General features: G+C 56.7%; 17 protein-coding genes. 7 read left to right on the top strand and 10 right to left on the bottom strand.

The window, feature by feature from the left end:
* Positions 1-81: 81 nt before the first annotated feature.
* Positions 82-756, bottom strand: coding sequence for an arylesterase (locus LCM31_RS14710; RefSeq protein WP_318247452.1), 675 nt, complete (start codon positions 754-756; stop codon positions 82-84).
* A gap of 84 nt (positions 757-840) precedes the next feature.
* On the opposite strand from LCM31_RS14710, the gene LCM31_RS14705 reads away from it, so the two are divergent.
* The 3 genes from LCM31_RS14705 (at position 841) to bioA (ending at position 5,507) form a co-directional block, all read left to right on the top strand.
* The gene (locus LCM31_RS14705; RefSeq protein WP_224871302.1) at positions 841-1,581 is read left to right on the top strand and encodes an ABC transporter ATP-binding protein; all 741 of its coding nucleotides are present in this window, start codon (positions 841-843) and stop codon (positions 1,579-1,581) included.
* Complete coding sequence (locus LCM31_RS14700; RefSeq protein ID WP_224871300.1) at positions 1,581-4,034, top strand: ABC transporter permease; 2,454 nt, start codon at positions 1,581-1,583, stop codon at positions 4,032-4,034. Before LCM31_RS14705 ends, LCM31_RS14700 begins: the two co-directional genes overlap by 1 nt.
* Before the next feature lie 201 nt (positions 4,035-4,235).
* Complete coding sequence (gene bioA, locus LCM31_RS14695) at positions 4,236-5,507, top strand: adenosylmethionine--8-amino-7-oxononanoate transaminase (protein ID WP_224871297.1); 1,272 nt, start codon at positions 4,236-4,238, stop codon at positions 5,505-5,507.
* Positions 5,508-5,596: 89 nt separating this feature from the next.
* Here the strand turns inward: bioA and LCM31_RS14690 are convergent, their stop codons facing one another.
* A complete protein-coding gene (locus LCM31_RS14690; protein ID WP_224871295.1) occupies positions 5,597-6,214 on the bottom strand; it encodes a thioredoxin family protein in 618 nt (205 codons plus the stop codon).
* A 52-nt stretch (positions 6,215-6,266) separates the two neighbouring features.
* The gene (locus LCM31_RS14685) at positions 6,267-8,348 is read right to left on the bottom strand and encodes a protein-disulfide reductase DsbD family protein (RefSeq protein WP_224871293.1); all 2,082 of its coding nucleotides are present in this window, start codon (positions 8,346-8,348) and stop codon (positions 6,267-6,269) included.
* Between the two features lie 214 nt (positions 8,349-8,562).
* Between LCM31_RS14685 and selD the strand changes: the two genes are divergently transcribed.
* Both selD and mnmH read left to right on the top strand, forming a co-directional pair.
* The gene (selD, locus tag LCM31_RS14680) at positions 8,563-9,630 is read left to right on the top strand and encodes a selenide, water dikinase SelD (RefSeq protein ID WP_224871291.1); all 1,068 of its coding nucleotides are present in this window, start codon (positions 8,563-8,565) and stop codon (positions 9,628-9,630) included.
* Positions 9,627-10,739, top strand: coding sequence for a tRNA 2-selenouridine(34) synthase MnmH (gene mnmH, locus LCM31_RS14675; RefSeq protein ID WP_224871289.1), 1,113 nt, complete (start codon positions 9,627-9,629; stop codon positions 10,737-10,739). Before selD ends, mnmH begins: the two co-directional genes overlap by 4 nt.
* 100 nt (positions 10,740-10,839) lie before the next feature.
* Here the strand turns inward: mnmH and LCM31_RS14670 are convergent, their stop codons facing one another.
* From LCM31_RS14670 to LCM31_RS14640, 7 genes are all read right to left on the bottom strand, one after another.
* Positions 10,840-11,199 (bottom strand): DOPA 4,5-dioxygenase family protein, encoded by a 360-nt coding sequence (locus tag LCM31_RS14670; RefSeq protein WP_224871287.1) that lies wholly within the window; start codon positions 11,197-11,199, stop codon positions 10,840-10,842.
* Between the two features lie 117 nt (positions 11,200-11,316).
* The gene (locus LCM31_RS14665; protein ID WP_224871285.1) at positions 11,317-11,646 is read right to left on the bottom strand and encodes a hypothetical protein; all 330 of its coding nucleotides are present in this window, start codon (positions 11,644-11,646) and stop codon (positions 11,317-11,319) included.
* Positions 11,647-12,084: 438 nt separating this feature from the next.
* Positions 12,085-12,606, bottom strand: coding sequence for a GNAT family N-acetyltransferase (locus LCM31_RS14660; protein ID WP_224871283.1), 522 nt, complete (start codon positions 12,604-12,606; stop codon positions 12,085-12,087).
* A gap of 199 nt (positions 12,607-12,805) precedes the next feature.
* Positions 12,806-13,015 (bottom strand): cold-shock protein, encoded by a 210-nt coding sequence (locus LCM31_RS14655; protein WP_224871281.1) that lies wholly within the window; start codon positions 13,013-13,015, stop codon positions 12,806-12,808.
* 622 nt (positions 13,016-13,637) lie between these two features.
* The gene (locus tag LCM31_RS14650; RefSeq protein WP_224871278.1) at positions 13,638-13,949 is read right to left on the bottom strand and encodes a transposase; all 312 of its coding nucleotides are present in this window, start codon (positions 13,947-13,949) and stop codon (positions 13,638-13,640) included.
* Between the two features lie 189 nt (positions 13,950-14,138).
* Positions 14,139-15,647 carry a fumarate hydratase gene (locus LCM31_RS14645; protein WP_224871276.1) on the bottom strand — a complete coding sequence of 503 codons (1,509 nt, stop codon included), beginning with the start codon at positions 15,645-15,647 and terminating at the stop codon, positions 14,139-14,141.
* Between the two features lie 195 nt (positions 15,648-15,842).
* Complete coding sequence (locus tag LCM31_RS14640; RefSeq protein ID WP_224871273.1) at positions 15,843-16,604, bottom strand: hypothetical protein; 762 nt, start codon at positions 16,602-16,604, stop codon at positions 15,843-15,845.
* 351 nt (positions 16,605-16,955) lie between these two features.
* On the opposite strand from LCM31_RS14640, the gene LCM31_RS14635 reads away from it, so the two are divergent.
* Both LCM31_RS14635 and LCM31_RS14630 read left to right on the top strand, forming a co-directional pair.
* Positions 16,956-17,537 (top strand): superoxide dismutase, encoded by a 582-nt coding sequence (locus tag LCM31_RS14635; protein ID WP_010131551.1) that lies wholly within the window; start codon positions 16,956-16,958, stop codon positions 17,535-17,537.
* A 208-nt stretch (positions 17,538-17,745) separates the two neighbouring features.
* Entirely contained in the window at positions 17,746-19,650 is a 1,905-nt protein-coding gene (locus tag LCM31_RS14630; RefSeq protein ID WP_224871270.1) for a DUF885 domain-containing protein, read from the top strand.
* Positions 19,651-19,753: the final 103 nt, after the last annotated feature.

The following is a 19,753-nucleotide window of genomic DNA, read 5'->3' as shown; positions in this document are numbered from 1 at the left end:
TGCCGCCCCGGAACCATCTACGGAGCCCCACTACCAAAGCGAGGCCCGACGAAAATCAGGCCGCGATTGTACGCTTTCCGATCAAGAAGTGCACAAACTATCGGACCGGGTATCCACATTGCCTTTCAACAGGATTTCCAGGCAGGGCCACACTTGGTCCAGTAGCGCAGGCTGCGCCTTCGCCGTCGGGTGAATACCATCGGTCTGCATAGCGCCATCCAACAACGCCACCGTCTCCAGAAAGAACGGCACCAGCGGCACCTTCTGCTCCGCCGCCACCTTCGGAAAAACCTCGGCAAACGCCTTGGTATACGCCTTACCGTAATTCGGCGGCATTTGCATACCCAGCAGCAGCACCTCGGCACCCTGCTCCCGCGCCATCTCCACCATGCGCACCAGGTTCTGCTTCAACATCCGCGGCGGATAACCACGCAAACCATCATTACCACCCAGCTCCAGCACCAACCAGTCAGGGCCGTGCTCACTCAACAACCGCGGCAAACGCGCCAGGCCGCCCGCAGACGTTTCACCGCTCACACTGGCATTCACCACCTTCACCGCCAGATCCTGCTCCGCCAGACGGTCGCGCAACAGCTGCACCCAGCCGTCGCGCTCATCAATGCCATAGGCCGCGCTGATACTGTCCCCAAGCACCAACAAAGTGCCTGCCTCCATAGCACCCCGCTCATCCGCTTTGACTGCTGCCGCGTAAACTAAAACGATCAACAGCAGGCCACGCGAGATGAAACCGGGCACAAGACTCCGGAAAAAAACCGCCGCCATGTCATACTCTCCACTATTCATCTACAGCGCATTTTGCAGAAATTCCAGGGACTTGCCATGTCAGTGATGCTAAAAGCCGAAAACCTACACCACCGAGTCAGCACAAGTGAGGGCCCACTGACCCTGCTAAGCGACATTTCCTTGCAACTCCCCACCGGCCAGAGCCTCGCCATCACCGGCGCCTCTGGCTCCGGTAAATCCACGCTGCTGGGCCTGCTGGCCGGACTCGACCGCCCCACCGAAGGCAAGATCTGGCTGGCCGGCGAAGAAATCACCGCCATGGACGAAGAACAGCGCGCGGCGCTGCGCGCCCGCTGCGTCGGCTTCGTGTTCCAGACTTTCCAGCTGCTGCCCGGCCTCACCGCGCAGGAAAACGTCATGCTGCCCAGTGAACTGCGCGGTGAACGCAACGCCGGCAAGCGTGCGCAGGAGTTCCTTGAGCGCGTTGGTCTCGGTCACCGTTTGCACCACTATCCGCGCCAGCTCTCCGGCGGCGAACAGCAGCGCGTGGCCATCGCCCGTGCCTTCTGCAGTATTGCCAATGACTCTTCGACCGCCGACAACGGTATTTTGTTCGCCGACGAACCCACCGGCAGCCTGGATGCCCACAACGGCGAAAAGGTGATTGACCTCTTGTTCAAGCTGAACGAAGAGACCAACACCACCCTGGTACTGGTCACTCACGAACAGCGCTTGGCGGAGCGGTGCGGCGCGCACCTGCGCATGGCCGCCGGCGAAATCACCACCGCCGATATCCCCGACAACTACCTGGGCGACCAGGCGGAGGTGTCTGTCTGATGCTGCCGCTGAAACTACTGGGCCGCGACTGGCGCGGGGGCGAACTGGCCCTCATCGCCACCGCACTGGTCCTCGCCGTGAGCTGCGTCACCGCGATTGCGCACTTCTCCGATCGCCTCACCCGCGCCATGCACATCCAGTCGCAAAGTTTTCTCGCGGCAGAACGCGTAGTGCAGAGCAGCAAGGTGGTGCCCCAGGAATGGTTGCGCAAAGCCGACGAATTGGGCCTGGAGCAGGCACAAACCACTGCATTTGCCTCCATGCTCTCCGCCGGCGATGAATTCCAGTTTGCCTCGGTCAAAGCAGTCACCGACCGCTACCCGCTGATCGGCCACCTGGAAGTGCGCGCAAACGCCAGCGATGAGCCGCGCCCGGTGCAACAGGGTCCCGCACCCGGCGAAGTGTGGCTGGAGGCCCGCTTACTGCCGCTGATGAACCTGCAAATCGGCGACCGGCTGGCGCTGGGCGATGGCGACTTCGCGATTACCCGCATCCTCGACCACGAGCCCGATCGCGGGGCGAACCTCTTCTCCATGGGCGCACGACTGATGATGCACCAGTCGGACCTCGCCGCGACCAATATCCTGCAGCCCGGCAGCCGCGTGACCTATCGCTACCTGTTCTCCGGTGATGACGCCGCGCTCAACAGCTACTTCAACTGGCTGAAACCCCAACTCACCGAACACCAGCGCGTCATCGACCTCAAAGACGGCCAGCCACAGGTAGCGCGCACCCTGGATCGCGCCGAGAGCTTCCTGTTCCTCGCCGCCAGCCTCGCGGTGCTGCTCGCCAGTGTTGCCGTCGGCCTCGCGGCACGCCGCTACGGTCTGCGCCACGCCAACTATGTGGCGGTAATGAAAAGCCTCGGCGCCGGCAAAAATAAAATCCTCGGTATTTATATCGGCCAGATGAGCGCACTCGCATTGATTGCCACCGCCCTCGGCCTGGCCATCGGCTCGCTGATTCAGTCCCAGGCGGTGAATCTGCTGGAAGGCTTCTTCCCGGTTGCCCCGCCCCCCAGTGGTATTCAGCCGCTGTGGGTTGGCCTCGCTACCGGCGTCGCCTGTGTAATCGGTTTCGCCATGCCGCCACTGTTCCGTCTGGCCCAAACCGACCCCATGCAGACCCTGCGTCAGGACTGGAGCAACCCGGACAAGCGCGAATGGCTCGGGCTGATTCCCGGCCCATTGTCGATGCTGCTGCTGATCTGGTGGTTATCCGGCAGCCTCGCCATCACCCTGGCGCTGCTTGCCGGCCTCGGCCTGCTGATTGCCGGTGCCGCCGTGGTGAACCGACTACTGGTACGCGGGCGCCTCGCCTCCCTGGGCGGTAGCTGGCGCATCGCGCTCGGCAGCCTGCAGCGCCGCGCCGGCTTCAATACCCTGCTGATTGCTGCCTTCGGCACCGGTCTTCTGGCCATGCTCGCCATGTTCTATGCGCGCACCGCGCTGATCGATGAATGGCAGATGCAGCTGCCGGAAAATGCCCCCAACCATTTTCTGGTGAATATCGCCCCCTACGAACTGGACGGCGTAAAACAAAAGGTTGAGGGCAAAAACCTCGAGGGCACCGAGTTCTACCCCATGGTGCGCGGCCGCCTGATCGCGGTAAACGGCACCCCGGTGAATGAACGCGAGCAAAAAGACAGTTCAATCCGCCGCGAGCTGAACCTGAGCTGGACAGATACCGTTCCCGCCGACAATAAGATTGTTGCCGGAGAATGGTGGAGCGAGAACCAGAACGACGGAGTATCCGTGGAAGTGGAAGTCGCCGCGCGACTGGGCGTGAACCTTGGCGACGTGCTGCGCTTCTCCATTGGCGGCCTCGAAACCGAAGCCACCATCACCAGCCTGCGCACCCTCGACTGGAACAGCATGCGCCCCAACTTCTTTATGCTGTTTGCCCCCGGCAGTCTGGACACCTTCCCGGCTACGTACATCCAGAGCTTCTACCTGCCGCCGGAAGACAAACTGTTCGTCAATGAACTGGTGAAAAACTTCCCCAGCGTCAGCATCATCGAACTGGATAAGATTCTCGAAAACATCCGCGAAACCATTGGCCAGGTGGCCATTGCCGTGGAATCCGTACTCGCACTGATGCTGGTTGCCGGCGTACTGGTACTGGTTGCCGGCGTGCGCGCCAGTATCGCCGAGCGCTTGCAGGAAGCCGCGGTAATCCGCACACTGGGCGGCCGTCGCCAGCTACTGATTCGCAGCCTGATGATAGAGTTTGGCCTGCTCGGCGTTGCCGCCGGCCTGCTCGCATCCATCGGCACCGAAGCCACACTGGCCGTGCTCACCCAACGGGTATTCGACATGCCCTTCCAGTTCCATCCGGGACTGTGGGTGATTGGGCCGCTGGCCGGGGCATTGCTGGTGGGCACAGCCGGCACGCTGGCGTGCAGAAGTGCGGTTAGCCAGCCTCCGCTTAAGGTCTTGCGCGAACTCGCCTAAAAATTCAGCTTTCTCTGTTCGCGAAACAAAGAGAAGGCTAACGAAGTAAAAAGTTAAATGCGAAGGTGGTGAGCGGGGATTCATTTTCAGAAGCGTCGGCGACATGGACGTCGCCGACGCAGCTTACAGGGATGTATTTATAGCGGTTCTGAAAATGAATCCCCGCTCACTGCCGCCACATAAGATATTCAAAGCACAAAAATGATCGATCTCGAATTCGATAAACAGCACGTCTGGCACCCCTACTCCTCCCTGATCAATCCACCACCCGTCTACCCCATCGCCCGCGCCGAAGGCGTCCGAATCTATCTGGAAGACGGCCGTGGCCTGATCGACGGAATGAGTTCCTGGTGGAGCACCCTGCACGGCTACAACGTTCCCGAGCTGAACGCCGCCATGCAGAATCAGATGGAGAAAATGAGCCACGTCATGTTTGGTGGCCTTACCCACGAGCCCGCGATCGAACTGTGCAAAAAGCTCGTTGCGCTCACCCCCGAGCCACTGCAGAAAGTCTTCCTGTCAGACTCCGGTTCCGTCTCCGTCGAAGTCGCCATCAAAATGGCGCTGCAATACTGGCATTCCCAGGGCAAGCCAGAAAAAAGTAAATTACTGGCACTGCGCAACGGCTACCACGGCGACACCTTCGGCGCCATGGCTACCTGCGACCCGGTCACCGGCATGCACCACCTGTTTGCCAAACTGCTGCCGCAGCACCTGTTTGCCCCCGCACCGACACCAAAATTCGGCGAGCAATGTTCCGACAGCGACACTGCAGAAATACAGCAGCTGATCGAACAGAATCACGAGAGCCTCGCGGCCGTCATTCTCGAACCCATCGTGCAGGGCGCAGGCGGCATGCGTTTCTATTCGCCAGAATACCTGCAGCGCGTACGTGCACTGTGCGACGAGTACGATGTGTTGCTGATCGCCGATGAAATTGCCACCGGCTTCGGGCGCACCGGCAAACTGTTTGCCTGCGAACACGCAGAGATCTCACCGGACATCCTCACCCTGGGTAAAACCCTAACCGGTGGCGTACTCACCCTGGCCGCCACCCTGTGCACCGACAAAGTCGCCAACGGCATTTGCAGCGGAGAAGCCGGCGTATTTATGCACGGCCCCACGTTTATGGGTAACCCCATGGCCTGCGCCGTGGCCAACACCAATATCGACCTGCTGCTTAAAAGCGACTGGAAGCAGCGCATCAGCGATATTGAACAGCAGCTGCACAATGAGCTCGCGCCATTAAGAGATGCACCAGGCGTTGCCGACGTGCGCACACTGGGCGCGATTGGTGTGGTAGAAATGCAGCAGCCTGTGGATAACAAAACGCTGCAGGAGAGCCTGATCGAACAGGGTGTTTGGTTGCGCCCATTTGGCAAGCTGGTTTACACCATGCCACCTTACGTGATCAGTTCTGAAGATCTCACGCAATTAACCGGCGCCATGAACAAATCGCTGTCCGCCCTTTAAGCCGAGCCACAAACAATTAGGTCGCATAAAAAAAGGCGCTCCCGGAATCCGGCAGCGCCTTTTCTCTAGCTAAGAGCTGCGGCTGTGATTCAGTACTTCACGCTGCAGCCATACGCGCGCGAGGAAGCCACCTCAATGGCCTTGCCTGACAATGACGCATCCAGTGCTGCCGCAACGTAGTTGGCAGAGTCCGGGATTACTGCCGGGTTCGCCGAATCGTTATCATCGATGGCACCGGCGTACACGACTTCGCCTTTGGGATTGATGATAAACATATGCGGTGTGGTCTTGGCGCCATAGGCACGGCCCATGCTGCCATCGCTATCGAGCAGGAACGGCGCGCTGGCTTGCAGCTTGTGATTCTTCGCCACGTCCAGCGCCTCAGCCGGCTCCAGGTAACCCTGCTTGCCCTTTGCAGAAGAGATCACGGTCAGCCAATTGATATCCGCGTCGGCGTACTTTTTCTGCAGCGCCTGCATGTTGCCGCTACCGTAGTGCTTTTTCACGTAAGGGCAGTCTTTGTTAAACCACTCCAGCACCAGCCACTGGCCCTCGTAGTCCTTCAGGTTGTGGGTTTTTCCCGCGGCATCTACTTCACTAAATGCCGGGGCTTTCTCACCCGGTACCGCAGCCGCCAGGGCCAGGGTTGGCAGAGCAAACAGCACGGCGCTGCCCAGCAATTTAGCAATCGAACGTTTACTACGCATACCTTGTTTCATCACGACAGTGCATCCTCTTTGGTTACAGTGTTCCGGGTTACTACTCACTAAATAAATCTTTAATCATGCTGACCTGCAAAATCTGCGGCAGCAGTACCGGCGTTCGCTCGCCCGCCGGGTACCAGGCATACACCGGTACCGAATTGCGCCCCAGCTCGCCCAGTGCACGGGTAATTTCCGGGTCTTGATTGGTCCAGTCGGCGCGCACCAGATAGACATCGTTTTCGCGGAACAGGTCGGCAACTTCCGCCGTGTCCAGCACCAGTTTTTTATTCACCTGGCAGGTTATGCACCAGGCGGCGGTGTAATCAATAAATACCGCCTGCCCACTGGCCAGCGCCTGCGCAATCGCATTGCGGTCGTAGGGCTGCCAGCCCGCCGCGGCCTCCTGCTGCTGCACGCTACCACTGACAACGCCCTGCTCCTGCAGTCGGTTGGCCGCGCTAAAGCTTGCCACCAGAGCTGCCAGCACCAATCCCCAGGCCAGCCAGCGGCTACCGCGGAATGCGTGGCGCCCTAACCAGAAGGCGAATACGATCACCAGCATCAGCATCGCGCCGATCAGCCAGCCACTCTCGCCTACCAAACGCCCCAGTACCCATAGCAACCAGATCACTGTTGCGTATAGAGGGAAGGCCAGCGCCTGGCGCAGAGTTTCCATCCACGGGCCCGGCGCCGGTAAGCGGTTCAGCAGCGCCGGGAACACACACAACAGTACAAATGGTAACGCCAGGCCGATACCCAGGCCGAAGAAGATCGCCATGGCACTGTATGCCGGCAACAAGGTAGCGGCGCCCAGGGCCGCGCCCATAAAGGGACCGGTACAGGGGGCCGCAACAAACACCGCCAGCACACCGGTAGCAAAACTGCCGCCGCGGCTGCGCCCCGCCACATTCATCAGGTGATGGCCAAATTCATACAGGCCACTGAAAGACAATGCCATCACCCAGAACAGCAGAATCAACCCGAGCACCACCGGTGCCGATTGCAGCTGGAACCCCCAGCCTATGGCAGAACCGCCTGCGCGCAACACCAGCAACAGTGCACCGAGTGCGGCAAAGGTCACCAGCACCCCAGCAGCATAGCGCAGCCCTTCCCTCACTCGATGGGCCGCCTGCCCGTTGTGCCCGGCCAAACTGAACAGCTTGATCGAAAGCACCGGGAATACGCACGGCATCAGGTTCAGGATTGCACCGCCGGCAATGGCGGCCAGAATCAGCAGCCACAACGGCTGAGTACTCGCTGGCCCAGTCGTGGAAGCCACAGCACCGGCAGCAGCAGACGCACTCGCCGCACCAGCCTGAATTTCCTGATCATCCAGCTGCCAGGCTCGCTCGCCGTCGCTCACCACAAAGCCGGTGGTTGGAGACATGGGGGCACCGGGAACTCGCTCAAAGGTATAGCGGATGTTTTCGCCAGCCTGCGCCACCTCTGGCGCTTTTGCCGTCAGCAATCCGCCGTCGAGGGGAAAAACGTCTGGTGTGGATAACTCCACTCCCGCTTCTCGCGGCGCCAGCTCAAGCTGAAGGGTGTCGGCGTGTGGTGAAGCGGTAACCGCCGCAACCTGCCAGGGAAAATTCTCCGCAGTGGCCTCAGCCGGGACCATCGCCAGAAAGCGGTCGCGCAGCACATCCTGTGGCTGCCAGCTCGCTGCTTCGCCCACGGGCCGCGACAGGGTCATGATGCCGTAGCCGGGAATGCAGTCCACCTTGCACACTAACCACTCCAGATTCACTACGATATCCATCGCCGCAGCGTCTGGGGTCACCTCAAACAAATAGGCGACATCGCCCTCGTAGCCGAGGTTGGTCAGGTGCTCGATGGGCAGGCGTACCGGGAATGGCCATTGGATAGGCCCCACCTCACCGGTGGCACCGGCAAAATCAAAGCGTGGCGCGGCGCCGGAATCCCCAGCATTGCGCCAGTACACGTGCCAACCTGGGTCTACTTCAAAGTAGAAACCAATGGTTTCGGCACCCGGGCCAAAAGTATCGGGCACCAGCCAGCGCACCTTGACGTGATCGCCACTGGCGGTTTCCTGAGCAGCAGATAAACCGCTCCAACAGGCCATCAGCAGCACTGAGGCCAGAAATACAGTGCGGTTAACGATCGAAAGCAACAAATGCAACTCCAACTTGCCGTGGTAATCCGGCGGACCGGATCCTTTTTATACTGACCAACTATCTAAATGGATTGCCCACACCTCCGCAAGTCCCTGACGCTCAGTCTCGACAGAAGGCGTCTAAGAAAGGACCAAGATGAGAAGTTCAACGGGGACACATGCTTCCGCAGGCCGCGGCTGGTAAAATTGCCGCCACGCAATTCCCGGAGCCCCCATGAGCGATTCCACACCATCAACCCCAGTACGTCTCACCCAGTACAGCCACGGCGCTGGTTGCGGCTGCAAGATCTCGCCTGCGGTGCTCGACAAGATTCTCGCCAATAGCGATGCGCCGCAAATGGACCCGAATCTATGGGTTGGCAACCACTCCCGGGACGACGCTGCCGTATACGGCCTGGATGAGCAGCTGGGCGTGGTTTCCACCACCGATTTCTTTATGCCCATCGTAGATGACCCCTACGATTTCGGGCGTATCGCCGCCACCAATGCGATCAGTGACATTTACGCCATGGGTGCCGACCCACTGATGGCCATCGCCATCCTCGGCTGGCCAGTAAATCTGCTGCCGCCTGAAGTAGCGCGTGAAGTGATTCGCGGCGGCCGCGCGGTGTGTGCCGACGCCGGCATTCCCCTGGCGGGCGGCCACTCCATCGATGCCCCAGAACCCATCTTCGGTTTGGCAGTGACAGGCGTGGTGGAAAAGCAGCGCCTGAAGCGCAACGACAGCGCCCGCGCCGGCGATAAACTGTTCCTTACGAAACCTCTGGGTATTGGCATCCTGACCACCGCTGAAAAGCAGGAAAAGCTGCGCCCGGAAGATGCCGGCACAGCCCGTGACCTCATGTGCACGCTGAACCGCCCAGGCAGCCGCTTCGCACGTATGGACGCCGTCAGCGCAATGACCGACGTTACCGGCTTTGGCCTGCTCGGGCACCTGGTGGAAATGGCCGATGGCAGTGGCCTCACCGCACGTATTCGCTACGATGCGGTACCGCGCATCCCGGGAGTCGACCACTACCTGCAGCAGGGCTGCGTACCCGGCGGTACTGGTCGAAACTTTGACAGTTACGGGCACCGGGTCAGCCTGTCGAGCGACGATCAAAAACAGCTACTTGCCGACCCGCAAACCAGCGGTGGTTTGTTGGTTGCGGTTGCGCCACAACAGGAGGCCGAGTTTCTCGCCGCGGCCGCGGAATTTGGGCTGGAACTGCAACCGATCGGCGAACTGGTAGCGCCACACCCTGAGGGTGCACAACAAGGCCCTGCGGTGATTGTGGAATGAGTGGCGCCCAAAGCAGACCAGACAGCAAAGATTACCGGGAAATCTTTCTCAGCGACCGGCCGCTGATTGACACCCGCGCCCCACTTGAATTCAACAAGGGCTCCTTCCCCTGCGCCACCAGCCTGCCGTTGATGACCGATGCAGAACGGCAAAAGGTCGGTACCTGTTACAAGCAACAGGGCCAGGATGCCGCCATAAAACTGGGGCACCAACTGGTCAGCGGCGCGATCAAAGAAGAGCGGGTAAACGCCTGGGCCGAATTCGCCCGCGAGCATCCGGAAGGCTACCTGTTTTGCTTCCGCGGTGGCCTGCGCTCACAGATTAGCCAGCAGTGGCTGCATGAGGCAGGCGTCGATTACCCTCGAATACAGGGTGGCTACAAAGCCATGCGCACTTTCCTGTTGAATGAAATAGAAAGTGCCGTCAGTGAATGCCAGTTTACCCTCGTGGGCGGTATGACCGGCACCGGCAAAACCGAAGTGCTCAACGTGCTCGCCAATGCGGTAGATCTCGAGAAGCACGCCAACCACCGCGGCTCCACCTTCGGAAAACGCGCTACACCGCAACCGTCGCAGATCGGATTCGAAAATGCCCTGGCTATCGATTTTTTAAAACGTCGCGCCGCAGGCCAGCACCACTTCGTACTGGAGGATGAAAGCCGTTTGATCGGTCGCTGTTCCGTGCCCCTCTCATTACATCAGCAAATGCGCAGCTATCCGCTCGTATGGCTGGATGATGCGTTTGAAAACCGGGTTGAGCGCATCCTCGGGGACTATGTCATCGACCTGTGTGCAGAATTTGTCACCGAACACGGTGAGGAACAGGGCCCAGAAATATTTGCCACGTCACTCAAGCAAAACCTGTCCAATATCACCAAACGCCTCGGCAGTGAGCGTTATCGCCAGTTAGCCGCAATGATGGACCAGGCCCTGGAGCAACAGCTTACCACCGGCAATGTCGAGCGACACCGGGACTGGATCAGCAGCCTGCTGCAAGATTACTACGACCCAATGTACGACTACCAAATCGAAAAAAATGCGGACCGCATTATCTTTCGCGGCACACAGCAGGAAGTGGTGGAATATTTGTGGGAACACGCTTCAGCGTAGTGACTGTTCCCGTACGACCAGCTGGATGCTTCAACCCATCGTAAGCGGGGACACCGTCAATTCGCCAAAAACGCCGACCGTGTTAGGACGCTTAGCACGGCTAGTCGGTCTTTTTGAATAAAGCGAGATTTAGATCCCACGGTTTGCCAAGCCAATAGGTATAGTCCGTATGATCTTTCAGGTCATCACCCGTCAGGGCGTGAATCAGCACGCTCAACTCTCCCCGATTGGAATCCAGCCAGGGTACAAAGTCCGAGAAATCTGCACGCCCAAAGATGACCTGAAAGCTACCCACCGGATGTGGACCGACAGGCTGCCCATGGAAGCGCCCCACCTTGAGTGGAAACACCTGCTGAATACTGTCGCGGAGCTGTGATGCGAATACCCCGCTGTCTCCATCAAAGTAAACATGCGCATGGTATGCATCGTGCTGGTTAATAGGATATGTTGCCTTAGACATGTGATTCATAGAAATCCAAAAAATCAGAGTCCATCTTGCATCCGCACAACTATTAGATGCCCCGGGCAGTTTACATTGCGCGACTACCCGCAGATACCTTCATGCCCCTGTCAATCACTAGGAACTTTTCTTCGAAAACCTGACCCCGGCATATACCGACCGTAGAACGACATACAGCCCCGCGGCCACGCAAACCGCCACCAGCCAAGCATCACTAATGAAATCTAGATAACTCCCCACAGCAGCAAACAATACCGCAAGACCCGCATAAATCAGGGATCGACCTATGGTATTCGGCAACTCTGGATGTTTTGGCTTATCGCCCTCTTTCCAGCCGACGATCAAATGATATTTCTTCTTAACGGCTATGGCATAGCCAAATGCTATTAGTGGAATAGCACCTAGAAGAATCAGCATTAAGGGACCGATAAATGGTTGTTGACTCATAGTACCGACTCCACTCCTTAACCCTGACAAACACAGGCCTGAACAGCAGCAACCAAGTCAAATAGCCTAGTTACACAAAGGTGCTGATCCAGTACGCTGGATTGTCACAAGCTCGCTAGCTCCCTATACAGACCGTGTGTTGTGACACCGATTACCACCAGTATAATCAGGCAAGTCAGCCGATGAAAAAAATGGTATCTGAATAAGCTATACCCAGCAACGAGCCAAACTGCTATCGAATAAAGAATAAGCTCCCCAAACAACTTTGACGCAATTAACCGATGCGACGTCCCATCAACCCAAATAGAACTGGGGGCATCTTGAAAAAACATATACCAAGATACTTGATACAGCACTACTACTGGCAATATACATAGCCAAAAAAGTTTCCACAGCTGAAACTTACTTCCTATTCTGAAGGACTTCATATACACATTATCAATTCGCGGGATTTAGCAGTGACGTTAGAATGTGATCTTCCCAAATCCCATTAATTTTCAAATACCGCTTCGCCTCACCCTCTTTGACAAAACCAAGGCTCTTGAGCAGTATCGCCGACCTACCGTTTCTCGGCATGTAGTTTGCCATAACTCGATTTAACGACAGTTCTTTAAACGCATATTCGATGACGTACCGACAAAGTGTCTTCATCACACCTTTACCCTCGTAACGATGGTCAACCGCGTACCCCATATAACATGCCTCGAACGGACCTCTGACGATATTCGTGAGCGAGCACGTAGCAATTATTTCGTCACTACTCGGCTCAATTGAAATGAAGTGAAAGGAATCGGCGCTTTCCGTCGGCGAGCACCACTCCAGCAAACGCGCTTCCCAGGCGGCTTCAGAATGGTACTCCTCTGACTTGCATGGCTCCCAGGGTTGCAGATGTATCTGGTTGACCTCGTAGAACTTCGACAATCGAAAGGCATCATCAACTGCAATTAATCTTATTTTCATGTGTATTTTTTATGCATAACGCCTTGCTTGGCCGCCTTGATCTGCTCGCTTTGTGCTAGCGTAGCGTACGGCACAAAGCAAGCAGAGTGTAGGCGGTCGAATACAGCAACTTGTTACATGACTACCTGTTTCTTATGTGTCGAATTTTAAGCAAAAAAAAGCAGGCTAAAAAGCCTGCCTTTTTGCTGCGGTCTAAATATTAGAGCGCAATAATATTCTCTGCTTGAGGACCTTTCTGGCCGTGGCCTAAAGTGAATTCAACTTTTTGGCCTTCTGTTAAGGTTTTGAAGCCTGAACTGGTGATGGCGCTGAAATGAGCGAAAACATCTGGGCCTGACTCTTGTTCGATAAAACCAAAGCCTTTAGATTCGTTAAACCACTTAACAATACCGGTAGTTACATTAGACATAGCAAATTAGCCTGTAGATAGATATAGGTGTGCCTTCATGAGGCGTGAATAGCGGAAAAGGGACTGAAAATTAGAAACTACAGGACGAAGAATTAAGGTATTGCGACGAAATGGAGGATACAACAAAGAGACTTACTTTTTAGCTGTGATCAAGATATAGACAATACCAGCTGAAGTCAATCTATTTATCAGAGTGCTTACGCATAGCGCCGGTAACAGGCGCGACCAATGCTGTAGACGTTTTGTGCAAATTTGGGATTACAACTCGATTTGGCATCTCCACATTGAACTGCCGATCAAGCTCATTGGGTTTGTCAGGCCGCTCAACTGTTGCCTTCTTGTATTTGTGAGGACCCGGCTGCTTGCAGATCAGGCCAGCTTCGCGCATCAAGCTGCGCACTTTGCCCCCCGATAGTTATGCCCTGATCATTGAGTAAACCCACGATTGTTCGGCTATCAGCGGCACTACGGCTACGCTTGAAGGCGTCATTAACCTTGGCCGGCAGCTGAACCCTCGATGTATCAATAACGTTTTTTCTGATCTTGTACTCGTAGTAGCAAGATCGAGGTACATCAAACGCTTCACAGACCAGTTCGACAGGCTCTTGCTGACTTAATCGGCCTATTGGCACGTACGATTTATCTCGTCGGACATCAAGAGAGCAGTAGCTTTTTTTAGTATCTCCTTCTCCCGGTCCAGGCGATTGATTCGGGCTTCGAGTTCTTGGACTCTTTGCTGTTCCGGGGTGATGGCTTTGTTCGCGGGCGTTTCACCACTGCGCTCAGACTCTAACTGCTTCCCCCATCGGCGGATTACGGTAGTGCCGACATCCAGCGAACGGGCGGCCTCCGATATTGGATACCCTTGATCAACGACTAGGTGGGCAGCATCCAGCTTGAACTCAGGAGAAAAGGAACAACCTTGTTTACTCATTACACCTCTGTCTCAGGCAGCAACTTTACCACCTAAATTCATGTCCGGGATTAGTAAACCACTACACTTCGCGAATCGGTCGGCTCGAACTAGGGGGGTCACACACAAATCAACTTAATGTGACTCACGCTCTAAATGAAAAACGGCGCCCAGGGCGCCGTTTTTCGAAAAGTAGAAAGCATTAACTGCTTACACACTACCCTCTTCGATCTTGTGCTTCCAGATAACCGGGCCGGTGTTATGTACCGATTCGCCCTGGCTATCTACCGCAACGGTTACCGGCATGTCTTCTACTTCAAATTCGTAGATGGCTTCCATACCCAGTTCCGGGAAGGCAATAACCTTGGCATCCTTGATCGCTTGCGCAACCAGGTACGCTGCACCGCCCACGGCCATCAGGTACACCGCTTTGTTATCGCGGATGGCTTCGATGGCGGTGGGGCCGCGCTCAGCTTTACCGATCATGCCCAACAGGCCGGTTTCTTCCAGCATGGTACGGGTAAACTTATCCATGCGGGTTGCGGTTGTTGGGCCCGCCGGGCCAACAACTTCTTCGCGCACCGGATCTACCGGGCCCACGTAGTAGATAAAGCGACCGGTCAAATCCACCGGCAGTTTCTCACCCTTGGCCAGGATGTCTACCATTTTCTTATGCGCCGCGTCGCGGCCGGTCAGCATTTTGCCGTTGAGCAGCAAGGTGTCACCGGGCTGCCATTCCAGTACGTCTTCGGCGGTCACTTCGTCGAGGTTCACCCGGCGCGTGTTGCCGCCGGCGGCACGGGTAATTTCCGGCCAGTCTTCCAACTTCGGCGGTGTCTGGCGCGCTGCACCGGAACCATCCAGGGTGAAGTGGGTGTGACGAGTAGCCGCGCAGTTCGGAATGATCGCAACCGCTTTGTTCGCCGCGTGGGTCGGGAAGTCTTTCACCTTCACGTCCAGCACGGTGGTGAGGCCGCCCAGCCCCTGGGCGCCGATGCCCAGCTTGTTGACCTTGTCGAACAGTTCCAGACGCAGTTCTTCGGCGCGATTGGAGGCGCCGCGCTCCTGCAGGACTTGGATGTCGATCGGGTCCAGCAAGGATTCTTTTGCCAGCAGCATGGCTTTCTCAGCGGTACCGCCAACGCCAATACCCAGCATACCGGGCGGACACCAGCCCGCGCCCATCTTGGGCACCATTTCCAGTACCCAGTCCACCACGGAGTCGGACGGGTTCAGCATGGCGAATTTACTCTTCGCCTCACTGCCGCCGCCCTTGGCCGCTACGTATACGTCGACGTTGTCGCCGGGCACGATTTCGTAGTGGATAACCGCCGGCGTGTTGTCGCCGGTGTTCTTACGGGCACCATCCGGGTCCTCCAGAATGGAAGCGCGCAGGACATTGTCGGGGTTGTTGTAGGCGCGGCGCACACCTTCGTTGACCATGTCGGTCACGCTCATGTCCGCGTCCCACTGCACGTTCATGCCCACTTTCAGTTTCACGGTCACGATGCCGGTGTCCTGACAAATGGGGCGGTGGCCCTGGGCACACATGCGGGAATTAATCAGGATCTGGGCCATGGCGTCCTTCGCCGCCGGGTTGGCTTCTTTTTCGTAAGCCTGGTTCAGGGCCTGGATAAAGTCCTGTGGGTGGTAATAAGAAATGAACTGCAGCGCGTCGGCCACGCTGTCGATCAGGTCGTCCTGGCGGATAATCGTCATTGCCGGCTCCGGTTGTCGTCTCGTCTCGAAGGCGGCGATTTTACACGAATTATCTTTGGGTGTTGGATAGGACGCAGGTAGGAGATGCGGAGAGCGAATTTCTTTGTGGAAATTCAGTGAGCACAGATAGGAATGAGAATGATTAGCGGCGAAAAACTTCGCCGCTAATCACTGATTTGAAGCAGTTAGCTCAGGTCAGGGTGCCGAAGCGGTGCTGGAGCTGGACTGCAGGCTGCGGATAGCGTCGCGCAGCTGGACCAGGTCCTTGTTCACGGTACGGCGGTAGCTGTCGATAGATTCCACCGCTTCTTCGTTCGCACCCACGCGCGCGGTCAGATCGGAACGCACAGAGTTCAGCTGACGCTCCAGGCTGGCCACCTTGTCTTTGGTCTCGCGGGAAGCGTTCACCGTCGACGCCTTCAGGGTAGCGATCTCGGATTCCAGACCAACCAGTTTCTTAACTGTGGTCTCAACGCTGCTGACCTTCTTGGCCAGTGCGTTTACTTCTTTCTTGGCAGAAGCAGCAGATGCCTTGTTGGCGGCAATGCTCTTACGGTTGGTATCGTAAGAAACACCCCACAGCTTGCGGATCTCGGAGGCGTTTTCTTTAACCTTCGCATTCAGTACTTCTACTGACGCGGCAGACTCTTCACCCGACATTTCAAAGCGCTTCTCCAGCTGCACGATACGGGCATCGGCATCTTTCAGCTGCGCGACCGTGGCTTGCCACTGGGTATACAGGAAGCCTGCACCACCGAGACCGGCCAGTGCCAGCATCAGCGCAACAATGGCGAGGAACGAAGAACCGCCACCACCACTGGTCTCTTCAGCAGGTGCCGCAGACGGCGCGGTCGGCTGGGCAGGGGCGTGTCGACGGCCACCAATGGGACCGTTCGGGATCTGAGGGTCCATAGAGGATGAACTGTTGCCATCAAATGTGGGCTCTCTGCGTTGCATGCTGTTGTCCTGCGTTGGCTCGGTCTGGGCGACCGAATGTAAAGATGAAAACTGCGGCAGTTATACCAAAAATTGACGAAAAAGTAAGCGGGTCCAGTTATCAGAATAGGACATACCCGGAGGAAAACCCCGCCGTCGCACAATCCACGACCGAGCCGTCATCGAGGCTCAATTGCGGTGAATTGGCTTATCCACAGAAAAATCGTCGTGTGTTAGACCCCAAATGCAGTCTTTTGACCTGCCCGATGGCTTAATAATGACATCAAGCAGGTGTAGAATGCGGCCCATCAATAACTGACCTACTACCGTACTTGGGTCGGTATGGGTCCCAGACAAAGGAAGGAATACCACATGGCACACGTTCTGCCCGAACTCCCCTATGCTATGGACGCACTGCAGCCGCACATCTCCCAGGAAACCCTGGAATACCACTACGGCAAACACCACAAGACCTACGTCGACAAGCTGAACGGCCTGCTGGACGGTACCCCGGAAGCTGACAAATCCCTGGAAGAAGTGATCAAGTCCTCCTCCGGTGGTGTTTTCAACAACGCAGCCCAGATCTGGAACCACACCTTCTACTGGAACTGCCTGAGCCCCAACGGTGGCGGCGCAGCCACTGGCGCCGTGGCTGAAGCCATTAACGCCGCTTTCGGTTCCTTCGACAAGTTCAAAGAAGAATTCACCGCAAGCGCTGTGAACAACTTCGGTTCCGGCTGGACTTGGCTGGTGAAGAAGTCCGACGGCTCCGTTGCCATCGTAAACACTTCCAACGCCGAAACCCCGCTGACCGACAGCAGCGTTACTCCGCTGCTGACCTGCGACGTTTGGGAACACGCTTACTACATCGACTACCGCAACGCGCGTCCAAAGTACATGGAAGCGTTCTGGGCACTGCTGAACTGGGACTTCGTGAACCAGAACTTTGCCTAATCACTGACTCAACCCAGTGATGCGAATAACGGGCCTTAAGGGCCCGTTTTTTATTTCCGATACATATTTACTCCCACTCCTACCACACCCCCTCCGCGCAAAAAGTGACCAGAACGCCACAAAAATTTGCAACTGGCGCCCCTTCTCGTTAAAACACTGAACGCTAAAAATTCGTTCCACCCTTCATCCATTAACATTGAGACATACCATGAAGCTCAAGCTGACTCTGCTAGCAGCCGCCATAAGCGCGCTGGCCATGACAGGTTGTGACCGTGAACAAGCCGGTCAAGAGAAGAACACTGCTGCTAACGAGACCGCACCGGTAACCGAGCAGGCAGCTACCGAGAGCGCAGAAACTGCAACCAGTGCTGCGGCATCTGAGGGCGACGCCGAGGTTATCCAGCAGACCAATGAACTGTTTGAACAACAGTTCCAGACACACGTAAGCCGCAGCCCGGAATTCAAAACCTTCCTGGGCATGAAAGAAGATTACGGCAAATGGGACAATCTCTCGCCGGAGTTTGAAAAAGAAACCCACGAGATCTATAAGAGCCAGCTGGAAGCGCTGAAAAAGATCGACCCGAACAAACTCGATAAGGCGACCCGCCTGTCTCTAGACCTTGCCATCCGCAACCTGGAGCAAAATATCGAGGGCTGGAAGTGGCGACTGCATACTTACCCGGTAAACCAGATGTACGCCGCTCACACCAGCGTGGCATCCATGCTGATCAACCAGCATCGCATCGACGATGCGTCCGATGCGGAAGCCTACATCTCCCGCCTGAACGCCCTGCCCGCACACTTCGACCAGCTGATCGAAAACCTGCAGGCCCGCGCCGACAAGGGCGTGATCGTGCCCAAGTTTGTATTCCCGTACATTATCAGTGACGGTAAAAACCTGATCACCGGCGCGCCCTATGACGATGGCGAAGACAGCACCCTGTACGCCGACTTCAAGGGCAAGGTGGACAAGCTGGAAATCAGCGACGAGGAAAAAACCGCGCTCATAGAACAAGCAAAAACCGCGATGCTCGACAGCGTAAAGCCGGCCTATGAAAAACTCATCGGTTACCTGGGCGAACTGGAACAGAAAGCCACCACCGACGATGGTGCCTGGAAACTCCCCGACGGCGATGCTTTCTATCAGCACCGCCTGAATGTGTACACCACCACCGATATGACCGCCGAAGAGATCCACCAGAAGGGTCTTGAAGATGTGAAGCGCATTCACGATGAAATGCGCGAGATCATGGCCAAGGTGAAGTTTGAAGGCACGCTGCAGGAATTCTTTGAGTTCATGCGTACCGACAAGGAGTTCTACTACCCGGAAACCGAGGAAGGCAAGCAGCGCTACCTGAAAGAAGCGACTGCGATGATCGACAACCTGAAAGGGCGCCTGGATGAGTTGTTCATCACCAAACCCAAGGCAGACCTGGTCGTAAAAGCGGTAGAGCCCTTCCGTGAAAAATCAGCCGGTAAAGCCTTCTACCAGCGTCCGGCGCCGGACGGTTCTCGCCCCGGTATCTACTACGCCAACCTGTACAAGATGAGCAGCATGCCGGTGTACCAGATGGAAGCGCTCGCTTACCACGAAGGCATTCCAGGACACCACATGCAGCTGTCCATCATGCAGGAACTGGAAAACGTTCCGAGCTTCCGCAAGTTCGGTGGTTACACTGCGTACACCGAAGGCTGGGGTCTGTACTCCGAACTGGTGCCCAAGGAAATTGGTCTCTACCAGGACCCCTACTCCGACTTCGGCCGCCTGGCGATGGAACTGTGGCGCGCTGGCCGCCTGGTGGTGGATACCGGCCTGCACAGCAAGAAATGGACCCGCGAGGAAACCATTGATTGGCTGGCAGAAAACAGCCCCAACCCCAAAGAGGATGTAGTGAAAGCCATTGAACGCTACATCGTGATGCCTGGTCAGGCCACCGCCTACAAGATCGGCATGATGAAAATCCTGGAACTGCGCGAAAACGCCAAACAGCAGTTGGGCGATAAATTCGATATCCGCGAATTCCACGATGTGGTGCTGGCCAACGGTGCGGTACCACTGGACGTGCTGGAAGAGCTGGTTACCGACTGGGTAAACAGCAAACAGGCGGACTAAGCCCTGCGTGCGCTGCCGTCACCCCCACCGGGTGGCGGTGGCCGCACTGCCGACAAACTCCCATTTGTGACATTGATTCACACTCCCCCACTCCAAGCCCCCT

Origin of the sequence: Microbulbifer agarilyticus, assembly GCF_020171345.1 — a bacterium.
In the GTDB taxonomy this organism is placed as follows: Bacteria; Pseudomonadota; Gammaproteobacteria; order Pseudomonadales; family Cellvibrionaceae; genus Microbulbifer; species Microbulbifer agarilyticus_D.
Note: the sequence above shows the minus strand (reverse complement) of the source record. Positions and strands in the feature narration are given on the sequence as shown.

Coding starts and splice junctions, on each gene's coding strand:
- mnmH (WP_224871289.1), top strand. CDS start 9,627: ATGAGTGGCGCCCAAAGCAGACCAGACAGCAAAGATTACCGGGAAATC.
- LCM31_RS14630 (WP_224871270.1), top strand. CDS start 17,746: ATGAAGCTCAAGCTGACTCTGCTAGCAGCCGCCATAAGCGCGCTGGCC.
- LCM31_RS14670 (WP_224871287.1), bottom strand. CDS start 11,199: ATGTCTAAGGCAACATATCCTATTAACCAGCACGATGCATACCATGCG.
- LCM31_RS14705 (WP_224871302.1), top strand. CDS start 841: ATGTCAGTGATGCTAAAAGCCGAAAACCTACACCACCGAGTCAGCACA.
- LCM31_RS14650 (WP_224871278.1), bottom strand. CDS start 13,949: ATGAGTAAACAAGGTTGTTCCTTTTCTCCTGAGTTCAAGCTGGATGCT.
- LCM31_RS14655 (WP_224871281.1), bottom strand. CDS start 13,015: ATGTCTAATGTAACTACCGGTATTGTTAAGTGGTTTAACGAATCTAAA.
- LCM31_RS14640 (WP_224871273.1), bottom strand. CDS start 16,604: ATGCAACGCAGAGAGCCCACATTTGATGGCAACAGTTCATCCTCTATG.
- LCM31_RS14645 (WP_224871276.1), bottom strand. CDS start 15,647: ATGACGATTATCCGCCAGGACGACCTGATCGACAGCGTGGCCGACGCG.
- LCM31_RS14700 (WP_224871300.1), top strand. CDS start 1,581: ATGCTGCCGCTGAAACTACTGGGCCGCGACTGGCGCGGGGGCGAACTG.
- LCM31_RS14635 (WP_010131551.1), top strand. CDS start 16,956: ATGGCACACGTTCTGCCCGAACTCCCCTATGCTATGGACGCACTGCAG.
- bioA (WP_224871297.1), top strand. CDS start 4,236: ATGATCGATCTCGAATTCGATAAACAGCACGTCTGGCACCCCTACTCC.
- LCM31_RS14665 (WP_224871285.1), bottom strand. CDS start 11,646: ATGAGTCAACAACCATTTATCGGTCCCTTAATGCTGATTCTTCTAGGT.
- LCM31_RS14660 (WP_224871283.1), bottom strand. CDS start 12,606: ATGAAAATAAGATTAATTGCAGTTGATGATGCCTTTCGATTGTCGAAG.
- LCM31_RS14690 (WP_224871295.1), bottom strand. CDS start 6,214: ATGCGTAGTAAACGTTCGATTGCTAAATTGCTGGGCAGCGCCGTGCTG.
- selD (WP_224871291.1), top strand. CDS start 8,563: ATGAGCGATTCCACACCATCAACCCCAGTACGTCTCACCCAGTACAGC.